The organism is Streptomyces sp. NBC_01352 (assembly GCF_036237295.1).
In the GTDB taxonomy this organism is placed as follows: Bacteria; Actinomycetota; Actinomycetes; order Streptomycetales; family Streptomycetaceae; genus Streptomyces; species Streptomyces plumbiresistens.
Map to the genome: position 1 here is coordinate 3,263,564 of NZ_CP108354.1, position 23,332 is coordinate 3,286,895.

The 23,332-nt window shown below is 70.1% G+C and carries 16 protein-coding genes; 4 read left to right on the forward strand and 12 right to left on the reverse strand.

Going from position 1 to position 23,332, the window contains the following annotated elements; translation table 11 throughout:
- Positions 1-102 precede the first annotated feature (102 nt).
- Complete coding sequence (locus OG252_RS15285) at positions 103-2,223, reverse strand: DNA gyrase/topoisomerase IV subunit B (protein WP_266432890.1); 2,121 nt, start codon at positions 2,221-2,223, stop codon at positions 103-105.
- 440 nt (positions 2,224-2,663) lie between these two features.
- Between OG252_RS15285 and OG252_RS15290 the strand changes: the two genes are divergently transcribed.
- Entirely contained in the window at positions 2,664-2,894 is a 231-nt protein-coding gene (locus OG252_RS15290; protein WP_053749190.1) for a DUF7455 domain-containing protein, read from the forward strand.
- A 110-nt stretch (positions 2,895-3,004) separates the two neighbouring features.
- Here OG252_RS15290 and OG252_RS15295 read toward each other — a convergent pair whose 3' ends face one another.
- The 7 genes from OG252_RS15295 to OG252_RS15325 all read right to left on the reverse strand — a co-directional run bounded on the left by OG252_RS15295 (position 3,005) and on the right by OG252_RS15325 (position 14,636).
- Complete coding sequence (locus OG252_RS15295) at positions 3,005-3,859, reverse strand: serine protease (protein WP_266432896.1); 855 nt, start codon at positions 3,857-3,859, stop codon at positions 3,005-3,007.
- 124 nt (positions 3,860-3,983) lie between these two features.
- Positions 3,984-5,522 carry an RNA polymerase sigma factor gene (locus tag OG252_RS15300; RefSeq protein ID WP_266432898.1) on the reverse strand — a complete coding sequence of 513 codons (1,539 nt, stop codon included), beginning with the start codon at positions 5,520-5,522 and terminating at the stop codon, positions 3,984-3,986.
- Positions 5,523-5,951: 429 nt separating this feature from the next.
- Positions 5,952-6,839 (reverse strand): FadR/GntR family transcriptional regulator, encoded by an 888-nt coding sequence (locus tag OG252_RS15305; RefSeq protein WP_266432899.1) that lies wholly within the window; start codon positions 6,837-6,839, stop codon positions 5,952-5,954.
- Between the two features lie 163 nt (positions 6,840-7,002).
- Complete coding sequence (locus OG252_RS15310; RefSeq protein ID WP_329336663.1) at positions 7,003-8,871, reverse strand: ATP-binding cassette domain-containing protein; 1,869 nt, start codon at positions 8,869-8,871, stop codon at positions 7,003-7,005.
- A 184-nt stretch (positions 8,872-9,055) separates the two neighbouring features.
- Positions 9,056-9,814, reverse strand: coding sequence for an NUDIX hydrolase (locus OG252_RS15315; RefSeq protein WP_266432903.1), 759 nt, complete (start codon positions 9,812-9,814; stop codon positions 9,056-9,058).
- A gap of 131 nt (positions 9,815-9,945) precedes the next feature.
- A complete protein-coding gene (locus OG252_RS15320; RefSeq protein WP_329336665.1) occupies positions 9,946-11,814 on the reverse strand; it encodes a glycogen debranching N-terminal domain-containing protein in 1,869 nt (622 codons plus the stop codon).
- 1,058 nt (positions 11,815-12,872) lie between these two features.
- A complete protein-coding gene (locus OG252_RS15325) occupies positions 12,873-14,636 on the reverse strand; it encodes a DUF4192 domain-containing protein (RefSeq protein ID WP_329336667.1) in 1,764 nt (587 codons plus the stop codon).
- A gap of 166 nt (positions 14,637-14,802) precedes the next feature.
- On the opposite strand from OG252_RS15325, the gene OG252_RS15330 reads away from it, so the two are divergent.
- Positions 14,803-16,974, forward strand: coding sequence for a RecQ family ATP-dependent DNA helicase (locus OG252_RS15330; protein WP_329336669.1), 2,172 nt, complete (start codon positions 14,803-14,805; stop codon positions 16,972-16,974).
- Positions 16,975-17,258: 284 nt separating this feature from the next.
- Positions 17,259-17,894, forward strand: coding sequence for a hypothetical protein (locus OG252_RS15335; RefSeq protein WP_266432910.1), 636 nt, complete (start codon positions 17,259-17,261; stop codon positions 17,892-17,894).
- A 304-nt stretch (positions 17,895-18,198) separates the two neighbouring features.
- On the opposite strand, the gene OG252_RS15340 is transcribed toward OG252_RS15335, so the two are convergent.
- From OG252_RS15340 to OG252_RS15350, 3 genes are all read right to left on the reverse strand, one after another.
- A complete protein-coding gene (locus OG252_RS15340; RefSeq protein WP_329336672.1) occupies positions 18,199-18,840 on the reverse strand; it encodes a hypothetical protein in 642 nt (213 codons plus the stop codon).
- Positions 18,841-18,908: 68 nt separating this feature from the next.
- On the reverse strand, positions 18,909-19,610 hold the full coding sequence (locus tag OG252_RS15345; protein WP_266432913.1) for a ribonuclease HII: 702 nt from the start codon (positions 19,608-19,610) through the stop codon (positions 18,909-18,911).
- Between the two features lie 81 nt (positions 19,611-19,691).
- Positions 19,692-20,315 (reverse strand): TetR/AcrR family transcriptional regulator, encoded by a 624-nt coding sequence (locus OG252_RS15350; protein ID WP_329336674.1) that lies wholly within the window; start codon positions 20,313-20,315, stop codon positions 19,692-19,694.
- Positions 20,316-20,502: 187 nt separating this feature from the next.
- On the opposite strand from OG252_RS15350, the gene OG252_RS15355 reads away from it, so the two are divergent.
- Complete coding sequence (locus OG252_RS15355) at positions 20,503-22,050, forward strand: MFS transporter (RefSeq protein WP_266432916.1); 1,548 nt, start codon at positions 20,503-20,505, stop codon at positions 22,048-22,050.
- A 373-nt stretch (positions 22,051-22,423) separates the two neighbouring features.
- Here OG252_RS15355 and OG252_RS15360 read toward each other — a convergent pair whose 3' ends face one another.
- Positions 22,424-23,329: an ADP-ribosylglycohydrolase family protein gene (locus OG252_RS15360; protein ID WP_329336677.1), complete on the reverse strand. Its 906-nt coding sequence runs from the start codon at positions 23,327-23,329 to the stop codon at positions 22,424-22,426.
- Positions 23,330-23,332 lie beyond the last annotated feature (3 nt).

Here is a 23,332-nt window from a genome sequence, read left to right on the forward strand (position 1 = left end):
ACCCGGCCCCGTGCATCTCACATCTGCCGGCCCAGCCGACCACGGCCTGCCCGCCCGCCTGGGCTCGGCCCCCGTCTCACCGGCCCAAGCCCAGCGCAGCGGCTACGCGTCGATGCGCGACCGGTCCAACGTCGCCGCCGAGTTGGAGATGAACTCCTTGCGCGGTGCCACGTCGTTACCCATCAGCAGGTCGAACACCTGCTCGGCGGAGTCCAGATCGGAGAGGTTGATCCGGCGCAGAGTGCGGTGGCGCGGGTCCATGGTGGTCTCGGCCAGCTGGTCCGCATCCATCTCGCCGAGACCCTTGTACCGCTGGATGGAGTCCTTGTACCGGACCCCCTTGCTCTGGAACTCCAGGAGCTTGTCGCGAAGCTCGCGGTCCGAGTACGTGTAGACGTACTTGTCCTGGCCCTTCTTCGGCTGGATCAGCTCGACGCGGTGCAGTGGTGGAACCGCCGCGAACACCCGGCCCGCCTCGACCATGGGCCGCATGTAGCGGTGGAACAGCGTCAGCAGCAGGGTCCGGATGTGGGAGCCGTCCACATCGGCGTCGGTCATCATGATGATCTTGCCGTAGCGGGCCGCATCGATGTCGAACGTGCGACCCGAACCCGCTCCTATGACCTGGATGATCGCGCCGCACTCGGCGTTCTTGAGCATGTCCGTGACGGACGACTTCTGGACGTTGAGGATCTTGCCGCGGATCGGCAGCAGCGCTTGGAACTCGGAGTTCCGGGCGAGCTTGGCGGTACCGAGCGCGGAGTCTCCCTCGACGATGAACAGCTCGCTGCGCTCCACGTCGTCGCTGCGGCAGTCGGCGAGCTTGGCGGGCAGCGAAGAGGACTCCAAGGCCGTCTTCCGGCGCTGCGCGTCCTTGTGCTGACGTGCGGCGATCCTCGTACGGGCGGCGGCAACGGCCTTCTCCATGACGACGCGGGCCTGGGCCGCCGCGTCCCGCTTCGTGGAGGTGAGGAACGCCTTGAGCTCCTTGGAGATCACCGTGTTCACGATGCGGCGGGCCGCCGAGGTGCCGAGGACCTCCTTGGTCTGCCCCTCGAACTGGGGCTCCGCGAGACGGACGGTGACGACCGCGGTGAGGCCCTCCAGGGCGTCGTCCTTGACGATGTCGTCCTCGGCGACGCGCAGCAGCTTCTTGGTGCGAAGCACCTCGTTCATCGTCTTGACGACGGCCTGCTCGAAGCCCGCGACATGGGTGCCGCCCTTGGGGGTGGCGATGATGTTGACGAACGACTTCAGGGTCGTGTCGTAGCCGGTCCCCCAGCGCAGTGCGACATCCACGCCGAGCTCACGGGTGACCTCGGTGGGCGTCATCTGACCGTGGTCGTCCAGGACGGGGACGGTCTCCTTGAAGGTGCCCTGGCCGGACAAGCGGAGGACGTCGCAGACCGGCTTGTCGGTGGCCAGGTACTCGCAGAACTCGCTGATACCACCGTCGAAGCGGAAGGACTCCTCACCCTTGCTGCCGCCCTCGCCCAGGCCGTACTCGTCGCGGACGACGATGGTCAGGCCGGGGACCAGGAAGGCAGTCTGGCGGGCGCGCTGGTGCAGGTGCTCCAGGGAGAGCTTGGCGTCCTTGAGGAAGATCTGGCGGTCGGCCCAGTACCGCACCCTCGTGCCGGTACGGGTCCTGGGGATCCTCTTGGCCTTGCGCAGACCCCCCGCCTCGAACTTGGCGTCCGGGCCCATCGCGGCGAAGCCGCCGGGAACGCCTCGCCGGAAGCTGATGGCGTGGGTGTGGCCGCTGCGGTCCACCTCGACGTCCAGCCGCGCGGACAGCGCGTTCACCACGGAGGCGCCGACGCCGTGCAGACCGCCGGACGCGGCGTACGAGCCGCCGCCGAACTTGCCGCCGGCGTGCAGCTTGGTCATGACGACCTCGACGCCGGAGAGGCCGGTCTTGGGCTCGACGTCGACCGGGATGCCGCGGCCGTTGTCGCGGACCTCCACCGAGCCGTCGTCGTGGAGGATCACCTCGATGTGGTCGCAGTAGCCTCCGAGAGCCTCGTCGACGGAGTTGTCGATGATCTCCCACAGGCAGTGCATCAGGCCACGACTGTCGGTCGAGCCGATATACATTCCTGGGCGCTTGCGCACTGCCTCGAGCCCCTCGAGGACGAGCAGGTGCCGCGCGGTGTAGTTGGAACCGTCCCGGTCTGCTCCTGCCAGCAGAGCTGTGGACGGCACGGACGTCTCGGCGGTCACGCGGTTCGCTCCTCGCTGAATTTCAAGTGGGGCCCTCATGGGTAAGGGCGCGGCTTCGGTTGCCGCTCCGAGGGTACAGAGGCCTGGTAGAGCCGATGTAACGCCACCCTCGTCTCAAACTCAGACTAGTCCAGCGTCGCATGCATGTTCGATCCCTCGATTGAGTGAAGTACATATCACGTTCCCTTCCAGGCATGAACCATTTAGGCTCCGGGCACGTCCTCATGAACAACCGGCAACCCAGCCGGGAGGACCGACACCGACCGACAGCGCGAACCCGTAAGCATTGAAGACACGCAATACGGCACATTCGCCGCCAACCGGCAGCAGACAGCCGCCCCGGAGAGATTTTTCGAGGAAAAGCCCCGAGCGGGAACGTTTTCGGGCTGGTTGGATGTTGACCCTGGTACGACAGCTCGTCGAGCTAGAGAAGAGGCGACGTGACTACTGTTCTGACCCCCGCGAGCCCGCTGACGGCCGCTGACCGCTGCGACCGCTGCGGAGCCCAGGCGTACGTGCGCGTCGTCCTGCTCAGCGGCGGAGAACTGCTCTTCTGCGCCCACCACGGTCGCAAGTTCGAGCCGGAACTCAAGAAGATCGCCGCTGAAATACAGGACGAGACGGAGCGACTCACGGCCGCTCCTGCATCCGCCTCCGAAGAAGAGCGCTGACACTCGCGTCCACGACGAGCCAGCACCGGCACAGGCCGGCCAAGGGCGGCCGCCCCTGATCCCAGGGGTAGCCGCCCTTGCTCGTACCCAATGAGGCCCCCAGTCCCCCGTCAGACGCCCGTACGCGGTGCTCTGGCCGTACCCCAGCCCAGGGTCCGCATGACGTCTGACACGCGCGTGTAGACACCAGGACTGCCCGCACGACCGCAGCCGCTCCCCCAGGACACGAGCCCGACCAGCTTCCCCTGGGCGACCAGCGGCCCACCGCTGTCTCCCTGGCAGGCATCGCGCCCGCCTTCCTCCTCCCCGGCGCACAGCATGCTCTCGGCGAGGTACGTACCGTCGGCACTGCCCGGGTACGCCTCCTCGCACAGAGCGTCGGACAGCACCTGCACGGGTGCCGCCCGCAGGCTGAGCGCGTAGTCACCAACGCCCGTGAGGTCACCCCAGCCGTACACGAAGGCGCTGGTCCCCGGTCGGTACGCCGGATCACCACCAGCCGCCATCCCGACGACCGAATCCTGTGGCAGCGGTTCGGTGAGGCTGAGCACGGCGAAGTCCCCCGCGTTGCTCGCCCCGTCGTAGTCCGGGTTCACCCAGGTGTCGCGTACGCGGATCTCTCGGCCCTGGTCCGACAGAAGGGCCGTTCGACCGGCGATCACCTTGAGGTCGCTGATGCGGTCCGGTGGGGCGCCCAGGACGTCCTCGCCCAGGCAGTGGGCCGCCGTGAGCACGGTGGTCGGGCCGACCGCCACACCGCCGCAGAACTGTCCCGCCCGCGTACCCCCGAACCGGTCACGGCTGGACAACGCCACCGTCCACGGGCTCTCGGACACGTCGACCGGGAAACCGCCGACGACGATGCTGTCGGCGGCCGCGGGGGCGGCGGACATCAGTGGTATGGCTGCCGCCGCGGCCGCCAGGACCAGCGGCCGGGCCAGCGCCCGGGCAATGCGACATCGCATGCCTGCTCCTCACTCAAGGGTGTTGATCGGACACCCAGAGTCATGCAGAGCGTCATGGCTCGCAGCACGAAGGCCCGGATCCCTCTCGGTGATCCGGGCCTTCGACGTGTCGTACGACCTCGACCTAGTCGAGGTAGTCGCGCAGCACCTGGGAACGCGACGGGTGGCGCAGCTTGGACATGGTCTTCGACTCGATCTGACGGATACGCTCGCGCGTGACGCCGTACACCTTGCCGATCTCGTCGAGGGTCTTCGGCTGACCGTCGGTGAGACCGAAACGCATGGAGACGACGCCCGCCTCGCGCTCGGACAGGGTGTCGAGGACGGAGTGCAGCTGCTCCTGCAGGAGCGTGAAGCTGACCGCGTCGGCCGGGACGACGGCCTCGGAGTCCTCGATCAGGTCACCGAACTCACTGTCACCGTCCTCGCCCAGCGGGGTGTGCAGCGAGATGGGCTCACGGCCGTACTTCTGGACCTCGATGACCTTCTCGGGGGTCATGTCGAGTTCCTTGGCCAGCTCCTCCGGGGTGGGCTCACGGCCCAGGTCCTGGAGCATCTGACGCTGCACGCGCGCGAGCTTGTTGATGACCTCGACCATGTGCACCGGGATACGGATGGTGCGGGCCTGGTCGGCCATCGCGCGGGTGATCGCCTGACGAATCCACCAGGTGGCGTACGTGGAGAACTTGTAGCCCTTGGTGTAGTCGAACTTCTCCACCGCGCGGATGAGACCGAGGTTGCCCTCCTGGATGAGGTCCAGGAACAGCATGCCGCGGCCGGTGTAGCGCTTGGCCAGGGAGACCACCAGACGGAGGTTGGCCTCCAGGAGGTGGTTCTTGGCGCGGCGACCGTCCTCGGCGATGATCTCCAGCTCGCGCTTGAGCTTCGGAGCGAGCTTGTCGGCGTTGGCCAGCTTGTCCTCGGCGAACAGACCGGCCTCGATGCGCTTGGCGAGTTCGACCTCCTGCTCGGCGTTGAGCAGCGGGACCTTACCAATCTGCTTGAGGTAGTCCTTGACGGGGTCGGCGGTGGCACCCGCAACGGCGACCTGCTGGGCCGGCGCGTCGTCCTCGTCGTCGTCGGAGAGGACGAAGCCCTTGTTCTCGGCCCCCTCCTCTTCCTCTTCGCCGGGCTTGACTTCCTCGAGGACCTCGTCCTCGGCGGCCTCGGCGTCGTCCTTGCCGGTGGTCGTCTTCTTGGTCGCCGTCTTCTTGGTGGCGACGGTCTTCTTCGCGGCCGCCTTCTTGGCGGTCGTCGTCTTCTTGGCGGCGGCCTTCTTCGCGGGCGTCTCGTCCTCGACGGCAGGCTCGACGGCGGGTGCCGCCGGCGTGGCGGTGGCGGTGGCCTTCTTGGCGGTCACCGTCTTCGCCGCGACCGTCTTGGTGGCGGTGCGCTTGGCCGGACTCTTCGCTGCGACGCTCTTTCGGGTGCGCTTGGGCTCCGCGGCACTGACCATCAGCGTCACACCCTCTTCCTCGAGGATCTGGTTGAGGCTGCGCAGTACGTTCTTCCACTGAGTGGCCGGAATCTGGTCAGCTTCGAAGGCCCGACGCACGTCATCGCCGGCGATCTGCCCCTCAGCCTTTCCCCGCTCAATGAGCGCCATGACAGAGACGGACTCGGCGATCTCCGGCGGGAGCGTACGGGATGTGCTGGCCGACACGAACAACCTCTCGGAACGTTGGAAAACGGCTTCCGGCCCCGTCCACGGCGGACAGGAGCCGACCACCGGCCTGGGGATGGGCCGACGGTGCGGGCGGGGGCCGGGAAGATGCACAGCGCCTTGAACGGCGTCCGTATTCCCTCCGCGGCTGTCACCTCTTAGGTCATCGCGCTGTCTCCGCAAGCGTTACGCCCAATCTGCGTGGCCCGAGTCACACCCCGTAAGCGATCAAAACCGATCAGACCCGGATAGAGGGGGTCAGCCGCAGCCTCGACCTGATCGCTCCGGCGGGCGCGCCGCCACATCGCACCGTCGGACCCCGCAGGATTCCTCGAGAATCCTGCGGGGTCCGACGGGAGGCGGTTCGCCGGCCGGGCGATGCCAAAGGAGGGGGGTGGCACCGCCGGCCGCGCCGCCGTCGGTGCGCGGTCAGTGCTCGCGCGGCGCGGGTACCACGCGCTCCACCTCGGGGTGAACGGTGAGAAGCTGGCGCATGGCCACCTCGGCCGCCGTACCGTCACCGGTGGCGAGGGCGTCGGCGATCCGGCCGTGGTGCGCCAGCGAGGTCTCGGTCGGTCGGTCACAGCCGGTGACCGGGCTGCCGGAGACCTGAAGGGCGGCCGACACGATCCCCGAGAGGTGCTCCAACATACGGTTGCCCGCGAGCTGGATGAGCAGGGAGTGGAACTCGGCATCGGCACGGGAGAAGGTGAGCGCGTCACCCTGACCCATGGCATGGCCCATGATCTCGACCATGTCGGCGAGTCGCTGCTGGACGTCCTCACGCCCGTGCCCGGCGGCGAGGCGGGCGGCGAGCGGCTCGATGGTCCAGCGCAGCTCGCTCAGCTCGCGGCGCTGGTCGTCGCGCTGTGGCCCGAAGGCCCGCCACTCGATGATGTCCGGGTCGAGGAGGTTCCAGTCGCTGACGGGGCGCACGCGCGTGCCCACGTTCGGGCGGGCGCTGACCAGACCCTTGGCCTCCAGGACGCGGAGCGACTCGCGGACTACGGTGCGGGAGACCTCGAATCGCTGGCCGATCTCCTCGGGCACCAGCGGACGGTCGGCGCCCAGGTCACCGGAGACGATCATCTGGCCAAGCTGCTGGACGAGTTGGCCGTGCAGCCCGCGCCCGCGGTTGCCTGCGGTACGTCGGCCCACACGGCCCAGCTCCGGGTCCGCGCCGTCCCAGGAGGGGGCGCCGACGCGGTCGGTGGCCGGCGCCTCGGCGTAGGGGTAGCGGTCGAGTTCGCCCGGGCCGGCGAGACCGGAGTCTGCGGAGCGGGCGGCGGTCATCATGGTGTGCGCAAGGGTACTCACGGATCCTTTGTCGGCGTCGTCTCCAACTCCCTTGAGGTCTTTGGTGAAAAGCACACGAAAGGGTGATCGCTCACCCCGTCGCAATTGACGCCTTATCGGAAAGAAATGGGCGTTCCCCGGGGAGTTGTGCGCATGGCGGGAACGGTAAGGGTTCCGACGGTCGTCATCGGACCCTGCTCCGCAGGGTCGTGAGCACATATGCGCAGAGCAGAGCGGTCAGCGACAACGTCAGCGCCCCACCGACAGGTTGGACGAGCACCCGTGCCACCGCTGCCAGATAGCGCTCTCCACCAAAGGGCCACTGCAGCAGGAACACCTCGCGCAGCCGCGCGGGAAGTCCGGCCGCCGCCCGCACGGACGCCCCCTCCAAGGCCTTGTGTACGAGCGGCACGACGAGAACCGGCACGGCGACCACAGCTGCGAGTCCGGCCGTGGTGGACCGGAAGGTTCCCGCGGCCAACACACCGGCCCACGCACAGCCGACCACGAGCCCGATCCAACTGGCGCCCAGTGACAACCAGTCGGCCGGAACTTCCGTGAGCTCCCGTCCGTAGACGAGGTAGAGCACTTCGGCGTCGCAGCCCACCGTGAGGACGGCCAGCAGCAGTGCGGTAGCGGCGGCGACCACGAGCTTCGCGGCGAGCAGCCCCAGTCGGCGGGGCACCGTGCCGCGGTCCGCCGCCAGGGCGGGGTGGCGGAACTCATCACCGAAGGCCAGCGCCCCGAGCAGCCCCGCACCGAGCGCCGCGGGCGGCAGCGGAAGCTCCCGCGGCCACGCGGCCAGCAGACGCGGCTGAGGGGTGTGTCCGATCCGTGCCAGGAGTACGGCGGTGAGAGCGGAGGTGACAAGGACGGCGGCGCCGGTGAGGAAGCCGGTCCCGATCCCGGCGGCGCGACGCAGCTCGTAGCGCAGCGGCCGCAAGGGGCTGGGCGCGGGGCGGACCGAGATGGGGGGTGGAAGCGGGGACAGGTGGTCGATGGCCTTGAGGGCTTCGGCGGAGCGAGCGGCCGCCCGAGGGCGCCCTTCACCCTCGCTCGCACCGGCCTGCGTTCCCGCTGGACCGGACAACTCTGACGGGCCGGATTCCCGGTCCAGACCCTCCGGGTGGGGCCCGCCGGGGGCGTGTGACTCTTCCGAGGAGACCGCCACCGCACCCGGGCCCATGTCCCCGATCTCGTCGGCGAGTTGGTGGACGAGGATGCCGTGGCGGAAGGCGGTCTCGCCGATGCCGGCACAGGTGCTGCCGTACACGGACAGACGATTGCCGCCCTCTCGTACGACTTCGACGGAGCGCTGGGCGGTGCGGGCCTCCTTGGCGAGCAGGGCCGCGAGGCGGGCGGCGTGCGGGCTGCGCACGGCGACCCGGGGACGCAGGCGGGTGCGGGCGAACTCCGCGGCCTCCTGATCGGCGACGAGTCTGCCCGCGTCGAGCGTGACCACCTGGTCGGCGGCGCGCGCCGCCTCCTTGGGGTCGGCCGTGGTGAACAGGACCGTGCCGCCCTGGGTGGCGTGTGCCCGCAGCATGCCGTACAGCCACTGGTTCTCGCGGGCGGAGAGGCCGTCGGTGGGGTCGTCGAGCAGGAGGGTGTGCGGGTCTGCCAGCAGGGCGCAGGCCAGTCCGAGGCGGCGGTCCATGCCGCGCGAGAGGGTGCCGAGCCGTTCGTCCCGCAGGCTGACGAGGCCGACCACCTCGAGGACTTCGTCGGCACGCCGGACCGGGACACCCGCCGCGGCGCACAGCATGCGCAGGTGACCGCGCACGGTGCGGGCGGGATGGCCCGGCACATCACCCAGAAGCACGCCGACTTCGCGCGAGGGGTGCGCGATGCGGTGCAGGGGGCGGCCTCTGAAATAGGTGATGCCACGGCCCTGTTGGAGTTCGAGCATCAGCCTGAGCGACGTCGTCTTGCCTGCGCCCGCCGCTCCGAGAAGCGCGGTGACACGGCCTGCGCGCGCCTCGAAGGAGACGTCGTCGACTGCGGGCGGAAGATCCTTGCGGGAGTTGCTGGTCAGTCCGAGTGCCTGGATCACCCGTAGCAAGATAGCGCGCTATGTCCGGTTTTTCGGGTACCACAAGGCCCGCTCCACAGTCGGCCGGCCATCCTCCGACGGCCCGCCGACGAACCTGATCGGGCCCCTGTTCGCCCTTCGGAACCCAGACCGGTCCGCGGTTCGGTCACGGCCGCTCGGCCGTCGGTGCCCGGCGCCCCCGGTGTCACACCTCGGGGCGCAGCATCGGCGGGTTGAGCAGGGTGGCGCCGCCTGCCCGAAAGAGCTGCGCGGGACGGCCGCCCTGACGGGTGGTCGTCCCCCCGGTGGGGACGAGGAAGCCGGGGGTTCCCGTCACCTTGCGGTGGAAGTTGCGGGGGTCGAGCGCGACACCCCACACCGCCTCGTAGACACGGCGCAGCTCGCCGACGGTGAACTCTGGCGGGCAGAACGCGGTGGCCAACGACGAGTACTCGATCTTGGAACGGGCACGTTCCACGCCGTCCGCCAGGATCTGGGCATGGTCGAACGCGAGCGGCGCGACCGGTTCGCCGTCCCGGCCGTATCCGCTCTGTTGCAGCAGTTCCTCGACGGGCGCCCAGCGTGCGTTGCTGGCGTCGCCACCCGCGCGGGGAGCGGGCAGATCGGGGGCGAGGGCGAGGTGGGCGACGCTGACGACACGCATTCTGGGATCCCGTTTGGGGTCGCCGTAGGTCGCGAGCTGTTCCAGATGTGCCCCGTTGTCCTGCACGGGGACGGCCGGATCGTGCGCGCGCAGTCCGGTCTCCTCGGCCAGCTCGCGCGCCGCGGCCTGAGCCAGATCCTCGTCGGCCCGTACGAAGCCGCCGGGAAGCGCCCAGCGCCCCTGGAACGGCGGCTCACCCCTGCGCACCGCCAACGCGCACAGGGCATGACGGCGCACGGTCAGCACGACCAGGTCCACGGTGACGGCGAAGGGCGGAAATGCTGACGGGTCGTAGGGCATGCGGCGATCATAGTCGTCTGCCTGACGATAAACACTCCCTTCGTCGGCCGCATCGGTGGCTGGTCGGCTTCGGTCCGACCGGGGATTCGCGGTGCGCTCCCGATCGTCGTCCGCTGCCATGTCGTACGAGGTCAGGCTCTCAGTTGGAGTCCGTCGGCCGCCTCCTCGACCATGGCAAGGCCGAGTCGGCTGACCCGCACGGAGAAGGGGGAACCCGCGACCCGCAAGCCGGTCAGGCTGAGCTCCCCGAGGGGCGCGCTGCGCATGGAACGCAGCGTGACCGTCCCGGCCGGGGCGTCCGGGCGGATCCCCGCGAGGGTGGTCAGCAGCAGGACCCCGGCGGCCGCTGCCGTCGCCGAGGGGCGGCAGGCCGCCGGATGGGGCAGCGGTGCGCTCCCGTCGGTGCGCTGCTCCCCCGCGTACATCTCGGGGAGCCGGTGGCCGAAGGTCTCGGCTGCCGCCAGTACGCCCCGCAGCAGCGAACCGGCCTCCTTCTCGTAGCCGGCCGCGGCCAGGCCCGCGACGGCGACCGCCGTCTCGTGGACCCGGACGGCACCGGCGCGATGACCGAAGGGGTTGTATCCCGCCTCCTTCGCGCCCAGCCCTCGCAGCCCCCAGCCGGAATCCAGGGCCGGGCTCCCGAACAGTCTGGCGAGCTGTTCGGTCTGTACTCGGTCGAGCAGCCCGGGTGCCAGCTCGCCCCCGCCCAGCAGCCCGGTGTCGAGCAAGTGGACGGCGGTCGCACCGAGCTGCGGAACGAGGCGCCCGTCCGGGGCACGGGCGGTCGCCGGCCGGCCGCCACCGCGGTCCTCGATCCAGAAGTCCGCGCGGAACGCAGTCCGCAGTTCCCGTGCCCACTGCCGCAGCTCGGTGCCACCCGGTCTGCCGCACGCGTCGAGCAGCTCGGCACCGAGCAGGGCCGCGCGGTGGGCATGGGCCTGTGTCTCACAGCGGACGGGCCCGCCGGGCTGCGGATCGCACAGATACGCCCCGTCGCCCACGGTCGTCCGCAGCCAGGCCAGACACCGTTCGGCCGCCGGCAGCAGTTCCTCCGTCTCATGGTGCGGAAGTCCCCACCTCCTGGCCTCCGCGAGAAGAGCCGGGAAGAGCAGCGTGGCCTCCGTGCCCGTGCAACCGGGCGGCAGATGTGCCCCCGCGTCCCGCCTCGGCCCGGGGATCATGCCGGATTGTGACCCCGTGCCTGGGAGTTGGGTGCGCGCGAGGATGCGCAGGGTGCCTGCGGCGAGCCTGGTGCCGAGGGGCAGTGTCATCCGGGCCGCGGCGAGCGCCTCGGCCGGCGCCAGCCCGCAGCGCCAGGGTGCTCCTGCCGCCAGGTACGTGTCTGTGGGATGCGCCGGATCGCGCAGCAGCAGGGCTTGCAGGTCCTCGCCGCCGGTGTGCAGCAGGGCTTTCACGCCGGCGTGGTCGCCTGTCGCCCGTGCGGACGCCAGTGGGCTGGTCGCTGCGCGCCCCACGGATCTGACGGGTCCAGCGCCGTCCGGTCGTACCCGCAGTTCCACGCTTGCCGTGCCCCCCGGGGGCAGGTGGAACTCCCAGCGCAGCAGTCCTGCCGAGGCCAGGGCATCGGCTGGTGGCGGATCGGCCGTGACCGATGCGCTCCCGTCGGCGCAGGACCAGCGCAGGCCGGAGTCGTGGACGCTGGCGGGCAGTTCGGGCCCCGCTCGTCCCGATGCGATCGCGCCGAGGTCGGCCAGATCCGTGCCGAGGGCCACCTCCACCGGCAGACGGAGCGGGCGGGGGGCCGCGCTGTGGAGCGTGATGCGCTCCGTGCCGTCCGCGTGACGTGTGCGTTCGACAACAACGTCCGGATCAGGACCGGTGCCGGGGGAAACGCGCAGTGTCCCCACGAAGCGCACGTGGTCCGCCGCGGTCGTCCGGGCCTGGACGGCGACCGGTTCGCGACCGGCGACGCGAACCTGGCAGCGGGAGAGCACACGCCGGCCCGCGCGATAGAAGCCTTCCAGCCCGCATCCGGTCAACTGCCCCTGATCCGAGGAGATGGCGAGACCTGGGAGCGCGACGCAGATGAGGGCGGTGTGGGCCGGGGGGAGGTCGCCAGGGCGGCGAGCGGGCAGGGGCGGGCTTGGGTGCGGCGGCAAGTGGTTCTGCGGAGGGGGCGAGGTTGTGCGCTGCGGACGGGGGACGGCCGGGGGTGGGGTCCAGTGCTGGGCTGTCGACGGAACGGGCCTTTGTGGTCCGGCCATAGGCGGGGGCTGGTTCTGGTCCGCGGGCGCGGACGAGTGCCGAGCTGGACCCGCCGCTGGAGCCGGCCACCGGTCGACCTGCCCCGTCGACGGAGACGGACGGCTGTCGGGGTCCGCTCCTGGGGTGGGCTGCTGGTCCTGCCCGGTGGACGTGGACAGGTGCCCTGGACCTGCCCATGAGGGCAGCCTTTGGTCCTTGCCCGTGAGAACGTGCGCCTGCCCGGTCCGTAAGGGATAGGGCACGTCCGGGTCCGGCCCCGGAGTCAGGCGCTGGTCGTACCTCATCGCCCTTGCGGTGCGCTCGGTGTCGCTCGCGAAAATCGGCTCGTCCGCATTCGAGCCCGCGGCCTGGGCCGGTAGATCGACGTCTCCGCCCCGGGGCGAAGAGGAACTGCCGAGAGCAGAGCTGTTGTCGTCGGCGGCGGAGGGCGGAGTCGGCTGATGCAAGGGGCGGCTTCCTCTGCGCTCTGTGCGCCTGGGTCGTGTACGGCGCCGGGTGCGGGGCTCCTGAGGGACAAGGGCGGTGGGCGGCACCCGTCCGGCCGTTCCGCCACTCAGGTGAACGGGACGGACCTCATCGGGGTCACGCCCGCAGCCCTGGAAGCCGACCGAATGGCGGCGGGCGAGAAGAGAGCGGGCCCCGCGACGACCGAGCGTCTGCCCTGCCTCTCCGTCTCCCGGCCGACCTCGCCCCGTCCCGCCGTGCCCGGACCCGCCTCGGTCCGGCTCGCCCGCCGTCCCGCGGCGGAGGGCATGCCACATCCGCGCGCCGCACCCGCGCAGCCGACCGGAGAGGCCACGGAGTCGGCCGCCGTCACCTTCCGGGCGGTCACTCATGCCTCCCCCTCGACCGCATCGCCTCCCGGTCGCGCGACTCCGGGTCGGGTGTCGCGCCGCCGTGTGCTGTCCTGGCCCGTGGGGTGCGGGCGCGCGTTCCCCTTCCCCGACGGCCGTGGGCGCGTACCGGCTGTTCCCGCAGCACCAGGACGCGTACCCGTCGGCCGTGGGCGAGCGTGGGATTCATCCGTCCCCGCCGGCCGTTCTTCGGCGCCTGAGACGTGCGGGCGGCCGTCCGGGCCGCCGCCGGACCTGCTCCGGCGACGGCGACGGGAAGCCGCCGCGCCCGCTCCACCGACACCCACCCCGTTCTGCAACGCGGAAGTGTCCTGGACACTGGTCACGTCCTGCGACGTGGGGGCGTCCCCGACACCGGTCACGCCCCGCGGCGACGGAGTTCCACCAACATCTGTCACGTCCGCCTGCGTCGGCGCCACGATTTCCTGCCGCGTCGAGGGCTCAGATCCCCTCTCGCCGGTCCCTCCTCCCGCTCCCTCTGCCGCACGCGCCATGCGCGCCTCGCGCAGACAGCGGCGGATGGACTCCGGGTCCAGGCCCTCGTTGCACGCCTGGTGCAGGAGGCGGGCGAAGAGGTAGTCGGGATCGGCTCCCAGGGCCATGGCCATGGCTTCTCGGGCCTCGATGTCGTCCCCGGCCGACCAGGCGACCCAGCCGACGAGGGTGAGCGGGGCCGCCGCATGCTCGCCGTACGACCCGACGCAACGGCGGGCCAAGGCTCGCCAGAGACGCAGCGCCGGGCCGGCCTCGGGGCCCTCCATCCACTCGGCCGCACGGTCGCGCGTCGAGCGGTCCTGCAGGCCGAGGATCAGCGTGGCCGCTTCCTCGTGTCCGAGCAGTTCGTCATCACGCAGGTCCGCCAGGAGGGGCCCGGAGACGGGCACCGCCTCGGCGAACCGTGCCATCACCCGCTCGGCCAGGGACATGGTCTCCTCTGCCACGTCCGCCCGGCCGGTTTCATCCAGCATCCTGGGGATCTGCGCCATGCTCGTGGCGTCCAGGACGGCCTCCTGCTCCAGTGCGGCGGCGGTCTCCCAGGGCAGCAGCCTGGCCCGCAACTCGCGCAGAGTGCCTCGCACTTGGAGCCCGGCATAGGTAGCCGCGGCAGCCAGCACGGAGGTGCCGGGCAGCCCCATCGGCAGCCCTTCGGGGGGACAGCATCCCTCGCTCGGGCAGCAGTACGACCAGAAGCGGCCGTCGGAGATGCACAGCGCCTCGATGACGGGTACGTCGAGGCGGCCGCACTCCGTGCGCAGCAGCCCGGCGAGCCGGGCCAGCCGCCCCATGACCTGCTGCCCCGTCTCGCCCTTGGCGGGCTCCTGGCAGAGATACGCCACCATCTGCTCGGGTTTGACACCCCTGCGCGCGCTGCCCGTGATCAGTCCCTGGGCGAGCTGCCGGGCCGCGGACTCCCAGTCGTCCCCGCTGGTCGGAATGCCGAGCCGGGCCCGTCCGCCGAACCGGCCCCGACCGCCTCGGTCGTGCAGGGCGACCAGGACGATGCTGTCCTCGGGGCGGTACCCGAGCAGGTACGGCAGCGCGTCGGCCAGTTCGGCCGGCGTACGTAGAGTGACTTGATGGTCGCCTCCGTGGGCGGCGTACGTCACGCACTCGACGTGCCGGCTGGGCGCGGTCCCGGGTCGCCCGCCGTCCGCGCCAGAGGCTTCATGCCTCTCATATCCGTCTCGTCCGCCGATGTCGCCGTTCTCGGAGGATCCAGTCGTTTCGCTGTGATTCGTCATGCCCAGACGATCTCGCGGATCACCAGGTTCCGCTTTAACCTGTGGATAAGTCCGATCATGGACACGCCATCATGGTCCTGCATGCCTGGTTGCGCCCGCTGAGGCGTCCGCCGCCTCGGCCGGTGAGGATCCCCGGCTGTCAGTGCGGTCCTGTTGTATGGGACGTATGACGCACACGAGCAACGCGGAATTGCGCGCGGCAGCCGATGCGGTCCTCACCCGTCTGGTCGGGGACGGCACCGGATCGGCCCGACTGCGCGAGGACCAGTGGCGGGCGATCGAGGCGCTGGTGGCGGACAAGCGCCGGGCCCTCGTCGTGCAGCGCACGGGCTGGGGCAAGTCCGCGGTGTACTTCGTGGCGACCGCCCTGCTGCGCGAGCGCGGAGCGGGGCCCACCGTCATCGTCTCGCCCCTGCTCGCGCTCATGCGCAACCAGGTCAACGCGGCTGCCCGCGCCGGTATCCACGCCCGGACCATCAACTCCTCCAACACGGAGGAGTGGGAAACCATCCAGGCCGAGGTCGCCACGGGCACGGTCGACGTGCTGCTGGTGAGCCCCGAGAGGCTCAACAACCCGGACTTCCGCGACAACGTCCTGCCCGAACTGGCCGCTGCCACCGGACTCCTCGTCGTCGACGAGGCCCACTGCATCTCCGACTGGGGGCACGACTTCCGCCCCGATTACCGGCGGCTGCGCACCATGCTCGCCGACCTCCCGTCCGGCGTTCCGGTGCTCGCCACCACGGCTACCGCCAACGCACGGGTCACTGCCGACGTGGCCGAACAACTGGGCACAGGCACGGGCACGGACGCGTTGGTGCTGCGTGGCCCGCTGGACCGCGAGAGCCTCAGTCTCGGAGTGCTCCAGCTGCCCGACGCGGCCCACCGGCTTGCCTGGCTCGCCGATCACCTGGGTGACCTGCCGGGTTCCGGAATCATCTACACCCTCACGGTCGCCGCGGCCGAGGAGGTCACCGCCTTTCTGCGGCAGTGCGGTCACACCGTCGCCTCCTACACGGGAAAGACGGAGAACGCCGAACGCCAGCAGGCCGAGGAAGCCCTGCTCGCGAACAAGGTCAAGGCGCTCGTGGCCACGTCCGCACTCGGCATGGGCTTCGACAAGCCCGACCTGGGCTTCGTCGTCCACCTGGGTTCGCCCTCCTCCCCCATCGCGTACTACCAGCAGGTCGGCCGCGCCGGGCGCGGCGTCGAACACGCCGAAGTCCTCCTGCTGCCGGGCCGTGAGGACGAAGCGATCTGGGCCTATTTCGCCTCCGTCGCGTTCCCGCCCGAGGAGGCCGTCCGCCGCACCCTCGACATCCTCGCGCAGGCGGACCGCCCCTTGTCGCTGCCCGCGCTCGAACCCCTCGTGGAGCTGAACCGCACCCGCCTGGAAACCATGCTCAAGGTCCTCGACGTGGACGGCGCCGTCCATCGCGTCAAGGGCGGCTGGGTCGCCACCGGCACCCCCTGGTCGTACGACACCGAGCGGTACGCATGGGTTGCCAAGCAGCGCGCCACCGAGCAGCAGGCCATGCGCGACTACGCCACCACGAGCGACTGCCGCATGGAGTTCCTGAGGCAGCAGCTGGACGACGGCGAGGCCGCCCCCTGCGGCCGTTGCGACAACTGCGCCGGCCCCCGTTTCACAGCCGAGGTCTCCCCGGACGCACTGGACACCGCCGGTGGCTCGCTCACGCGCGCGGGTGTCGTGGTGGATCCCCGCAAAATGTGGCCGACCGGACTCCCGGCCATCGGCGTCAACCTCAAGGGCCGTATCCCGCCCGGCGAGCAAGCCACCCCGGGCCGGGCGCTGGGCCGGCTCTCCGACATCGGCTGGGGCAACCGGCTCCGCCCCCTCCTCGCGCCCCACACCCCGGACGCCCCCGCGCCCGACGACGTGATGAACGCCGTCGTGACCGTACTGGCCGACTGGGCCAAGGCACCGGACGGCTGGGCGTCCGGCAGGCCGGACGCCCCACCCCGTCCCGTCGGCGTGATCACCATGCCCTCGCGCACGAGGCCACAGTTGATCCAGTCGCTCGGCAGCCGAATCTCCGCGGTCGGTCGCCTCCCCTTGCTGGGCTCCCTGGCCTACACGGACCATGCGGCCGAGCTGTCCCTTCCCCGCTCCAACAGCGCCCAACGCCTGCGTGCCCTCGAAGGAGCGCTCGTCGTCCCCCCGCCCCTGCAGGAGGCCCTCCATGCCGCACCCGGCCCCGTGCTGCTCGTGGACGACGTGACCGAGACCGGCTGGACCCTCGCTGTCGCCGCCCGCCTGCTCCTGCGGTCCGGCGCCCAGAGGGTGTTGCCCCTGGTCCTGGCGGTACGCGGATGAGCACGCGCGAGACGAGGCCCGCAGTCCTGCGCCGACGTACGAACGTGCCGTGCTCGAACGTCCCGTGCGTCGTCTCTCAGAACACCGGGTAGGGATATAAGACACCAATCGCCAGAAAAGGTTCGGTAGGCCCAATTGCTCGTTGCCGCAACCAAGTTCGACAGGAAGAATTGGAGTCCGCTCCCCGTACGGCTCGTCCGTGATCAGGTAGGGCTCTGCTGCGGTGTGCGCTCCCCCGAATCCGACCCCGCCCGCAGTATGGGCGCGTAGCCGAAGGGAGGACCGTGACCTTCGGATTCGCTCCGTCCTCCGCGGCGTCGACGTCGTCGCCTGCCGACCTGTCCGCCGCATCCGCCAATCCTCTGGCCCGCATGCTCGAACCCGCGGAGTGGGCCGCCGCGGGAATCCCTCTGCTGAGCAATCCCCGCGAGGTCGTCAGCGGGCTGCACACGCGCCACCGTCCCAAACCGGCAACCGCGATCGTGGCGGTCCTCGACCCCGACGAGCGACTACGGGCGAGCGCCTCGTTCACCCGCCGACCGGCACCGGCGGACGGGTGGATGTCCCGCAACGTGCTGCTGGCCCAGCTTCGCCGGGTGATCCCGCACGACCTGCGGCGCCGCACACCGGTGCGCACCGCCGTGCTGCTCTACTGCCGCGAGGGTGACGCCCGTTGGACGGAAGAGGACGGCGCGTGGATGTGGGGACTGCGTGACGCCTGCACTCTGCACGGGTTGCGTTGCGGGGCGTACATCACACTGACCCGAGACGGCTGGCAGGTCATCGGCGAGGGCCGAGGCGGACGCCGCCCGAACGTGGACTCGACACCTGAGCCCTTCGCCACCTCCGAGGCGCCGCCTCCGCCGCCACGCACGGGCGGCGCCGTATCGGAGGTCCTGCGCCGAGCGGCGGCCCGCTGACCCGCCCGAGCGTTGTACCCGCGGGCCGCGCGCTGAATGCCGTACTCCTAGGCCGTGGCGGGCATTCACGGCACACCGCCGAGTCCGTACGACAACTCCGAGCACCGGTACGGGGAACACCCCGCCGGCACGCCGGACAGCCACAGCATGACCCGGCCCGCAACCTTCCAGAACAAGGCGCGGCATCCGCACCTGGATGCCACCCCACGCGCGTGTGCAGGCACACAGAAACGACCGCCGTGCAGGTGCCGCCTGGACGGCATCCTTCGTCACCCCAGCGTGCCCCAAACGTACCGGACGGGGCTCAGATGCCAGTACCCAACACCGAGTTGATCTGCTGCGGGTCGCCGCAGACGATCAGCAGGGCACCGGCCCGCGCATGAGCGAGCGGTAGGACCTCGGCGGCGGCCGAGTCGGGGCCGCCATTGACGGCGACCACAACCACAGGACGGGCAGCGGCGCGGGAAGCCATGGCGACCTCCGTGTAGAAGACGTCGTCGGCAGCGTCGTGCTGCGCCCAGTACGACGCTTCACCGAAGGACAGCTCATGGACGGCCCACGGGTGCTGCTCGCCGGTGGTGATCACCAGCACGTCGCCGGGGGCGCGACCCGAGTCCAGCAGCAGGTCGACGGCTTCTTCTGCAGCATCGAGCGCACCCTCGGCGGAGGCCGGGATCAGCTGGATCTGCGGGGTCACCGCGGCCGGAGCGGCGGCGACAGGGGTGGCGGGGCCCGACGGTCCGGGCTTGGCCACGGCCACGTCGCGCGGCGTACGTTGCACCGGTGGCGCGGGCCTCAGCGGGCCTGGGCGACCGGGTCGCGGGTGAGCCGCGGGGCGGGGGCCGGGTACAGGACGAGGGGTCGGCGCGTTACGGCCGCTGGCCGGAGTGGCGCGGGGACCCTGGGCACTCTCGTGAATCTGAGGCTCCTCGGGAATGAGAGGCATGAGCTGATATTTATCAAACGGTGGTACGGCTCGCGCCAGCGGGTGGCACATGAGTGCGAGCGGAACCGTCAGAAATCGAAGCCGAGCTGCCCCTCGATCTCCGGAACGCTTCCATCCGCCCAGCTGCGGACCTTCTTGAGGTGCCGCCACTGGGGCAGCGCATCAAGATACGCCCACGACAACCGGTGGTACGGGGTGGGGCCCCGCTCCTCCAGTGCGGCCTTGTGCACGGGCGACGGATACCCGGCGTTGGCCGCAAAATCGAAGTCTGCATGGTCGATGCCCAGTTCGGCCATCATTTTGTCGCGCTGAACCTTGGCGATCACGGAGGCCGCTGCCACGGCGACGCACGACTGGTCGCCCTTGATCACAGTACGGACCTTCCAGGGCGTCCCGAGGTAGTTGTGCTTCCCGTCGAGGATCACCGCGTCGGGACGGATCGGCAGTGCATCCAGGGCGCGCACCGCCGCGAGCCGCAGAGCGGCCGTCATGCCCATCTGGTCGATCTCCTCCGGTGAGGCATGTCCCAGGGCGTAGGACGTGACCCAGTCCCGCAGCACGTGGGCGAGCTCCGTGCGCCGCTTGATGCTGAGCAGCTTGGAGTCGGTGAGACCTTCGGGAGGCCGGCGCAGTCCGGTGATCGCCGCGCAGACGGTGACGGGACCGGCCCACGCGCCGCGCCCCACCTCGTCGACACCGGCAATGATCTTCGCTCCGGTCGTGGCGCGGAGGGAGCGCTCGACGGTGTGAGTAGGCGGTTCGTACGGCATGGCGCCCTTAGCGTACGCCGACCGGATCACCCTCCGACACCCCGGTTCCCCGAACGGCTTCACGGGCACCGCGAACCCCGGTCATCCGCCGGTCGGCCGCAACAGCGGGAGCATCAACTGGTCGATCATCTCTTCGAGATCCCGATCATTCCATTCACTTGCGCACATCTTGGATCGGTACATCAGCATCGCCGGGATGACATCGAATACGTAGCCGTTGGCCGCATCATCCCGCACCTCTTTACGCTCTATGCCACGGGTGATGATCTCGCGTAGCAGCCTGAGGGTCGGCTCCACGACCCCTCCGAAGATCACGCTGTGGAAGCGTGCCGCCTGGGCGGGGTCGCATTCGTGAATCACCGCGCTGAGCGCGAAGCCGGGACGCGAGAACATCGCATCCCGCGCCCGCCGACACAAGGTGAGCAGGTCCTCGCGCACGCTGCCCAGATCGGGTGCCTCCTCAAAAGGCGGCAGCCCGGCCTGGAGCGCGTCCGCGACGAGGTCCTCCTTGGACGGCCAGCGACGATAGACCGCAGCCTTCCCGGTCTGGGCGCCGGCAGCGACGCCTTCCATCGTGAGGCCTTTCCAGCCGACCGTACTGAGCTGATCCAGGGCGGCATCGAGGATCGCGCGTTCGAGTACGGCGCCGCGCCGGCGAAGGGAGGCCGTCTGAGCGGGGGCGGCCGTCCAGCGCGAGGTAACCATCTGAGCGTCTCCAACAGACAGGGGAAGCGGAAATTCCGGGAGCAGGGGGAACGCCGCACGACAACAACGGGGGGCGTGCCGCACGACAACAAGCTGAGTGAACGCTTGCGTTCACTACTTGGGACTCACTACCGTTGACGCAACAGTGAACGCCATCGTTCACTAGGGCACTTGTGGGGGACCCATAGTGACAACCTCTCAGTTGACTCAGGACCAGAAACCAGGTGCGGCCCGCCGGGAGGGACATCCCGGCATCGCGCTCACCGTCATCGCGGCCTGCCAACTCATGGTGGTACTCGACGCGACGATTGTGAATATCGCACTCCCGCACATTCAAGACGCGCTCAAGTTCAGTACGACCGACCTCACCTGGGTCGTCAGTTCCTACACGCTCACCTTCGGCGGCCTGCTGCTCCTCGGCGGCCGGGCCGGCGACATCCTCGGCCGCCGCCGGGTCTTCATGGCCGGGATCCTGCTGTTCACCTTCGCCTCGCTGCTCGGCGGCCTTGCGCAGGAGCCCTGGCAGTTGCTGGCCGCACGAGTCCTGCAGGGAGTGGGAGGCGCGATCGCGTCGCCCACCTCTTTGGCTCTCATCACCACGACGTTCCCCGAAGGGCCGGAACGGAACCGGGCCTTCGGCGTCTTCGCCGCGGTCTCCGCGGGCGGCGGTGCCATCGGCCTGCTCGCGGGCGGCATGCTCACGGAGTGGCTCGACTGGCGGTGGGTGCTCTTCGTGAACGTACCCATCGGCGTGCTGATCGCCGTACTCACACCGCTGTACATCAGCGATTCCGAACGGCACACCGGGCGCTTCGACGTCGCGGGCGCACTCACCTCGACGGCAGGCATGGCCCTGCTCGTCTACGGCTTCATCCGCGCAGCGGACGAGGGATGGCGGGACAGCCTGACCATCGGATCCTTCGGCGCCGCCGTGGTCCTGCTGCTGGCCTTCGCGTTCATCGAGTCCCGTGCCAAGGAACCGATAACGCCGCTCAGGATGTTCGCCGACCGGAATCGCTCGGGGACGTACGTGATCATGCTGAGCCTCGCCGCGGCGATGTTCGGCATGTTCTTCTACATCGTGCTCTTCGTGCAGAACGTGCTGGGGTACACCCCGATCCAGGCGGGTCTCGCCTTCCTGCCCGTGACGGTCGTGATCGCACTGGGGGCCGGCCTGTCCCAACGGTTCCTTCCGGTGCTCGGGCCCAAGCCGTTCATGATCGTGGGCTCGGCGCTCGCGACGATCGGGCTGGGCTGGCAGGCCCTCATCAGCTCCGACAGCTCTTACGTCGGCGGTGTGCTCGGGCCGATGCTGGTGTTCGGCTTCGGCATGGGTCTGAACTTCGTGACGCTCACACTCACCGCGGTCTCCGGTGTCGCCCAGCACGAGGCGGGCGCGGCATCCGGACTGCTCAACGCCACGCAGCAGGTGGGCGGTTCGCTCGGCCTGTCCATCCTGACGACGGTGTTCGGCTCGGCCAGCAAGGACGAGGCGGAGAAGCAACTGCCGAAGTTCCTCGCCGAGGGTTCGGCGGAGCAGAAGGCCGAGTTCGGTCAGACACATCAGCTGCCCGCTCCTTGGGGGCACGAGGTGCTCGCTCAGGGCATCTCGACGGGCTTCATCGCGGCCGCGGCCATGGCCGTACTCGCTCTGGTAACCGCCTGGTTGGTCATTAGAGTCCGAAAGAGCGACCTGGATGCCCTCGCCGGCACCGCGGGTCCGGGCATCGGCTGAGCCGACAGGCCCCGTACAACGCTGCGCATGGCCGGCCGCGGTCCGGGAGACGGACGGCGAGGGCGGTCCGGCCATTCGCACGACGCGCGCTCGGGCCAGCACTGCCAGCACGCCCAGCAGCGTCAGCACGGCATGCAGCGTCAGCGAACCCCCTACGAAATGCACGACCCACCCCCTGCGGCCCTCGTATGTCACCTGCCTGTGCGAACCCACTCCTCACACAGCGGATACTGCGAGAACGCCCGAGTGGTCACACAGAGTTCCCGACGCACACAGAGAGTTTCCGATCGGACCGCACACTGCGCCCCGCCGACGGACAACGACCGCGGCAGAACCGCCGCGGCAGGTCCCATCAGATGCGTGGCAGGTCCCGTCAAATGGAGGTGGGCACCCAGTCGGGCAAAGCCTCCGTCTGCTCCACCCATGCGGCCGGCGGCGTCCCCGCCTTGCCGGAGGCGATCACCCCACCCACGATGGCGCAGGTCGTGTCCACGTCACCGCCGACCTGCGCCGTCGTCCAGAACGCCTGCTCATAGTCCCCCAGCCCTCTGGCGGCCGCCCAGAGCGCGAAAGGCACGGTGTCGTGGGCCGTCGTACGCCGGCCACAGCCGAGCACGGCCGCGACGGTGCCTGCATCCGCGTAGTCGAGCATGTCCCGGGCACGCCGCAGGCCCGCGCCGACAGCGCTTTTCGGAACGAGCGCGACGACTCCGTCGAGAAGCGCCTCCGGGCTGGGCGGCCCGCTGGGAGCGGCAGCCAGCGCGGCGGCCGCGGCGACGGCCATGGCGCCGACCACGGCCTCACGGTGCTGGTGGGTCGGGTACGAGGAGATCTCGGCCTGGTGGGTCGCCTGCTCCGGATCGTCCGCGTACCAGGCTCCCAGGGGCGCGATCCGCATCGCGGCACCGTTGCCCCAGGACCCCTGGCCGTTGAAGAGCTGGGCGGCGAGCTCTCGCCAGTCACCGCCTTCCCGGACCAGTCGCAGCAGGCGGTTGACCGCGGGGCCGTAGCCACGGTCGAAGTCGTGATGGTCAGCGAAGGAGTGGGCGAGGGCGTCCTGGTCGATGCGGTGGTGGGCGGCCAGGACCGCGACCACGGAGCAGGTCATCTCCGTGTCGTCCGTCCACTGCCAGGGGCCGGGCGGCAGCTCGCGGTGCTTCAGCAGCGGGTAGTTCACCGGTACGAAGAACTGTGAGCCCAGCGCGTCCCCCACGGCCAGTCCGCGCAGGCTGGCCAGGGCGCGGTCCAGGCGCCCGTCGGGAGAGGAATCAGCGGTCATCGC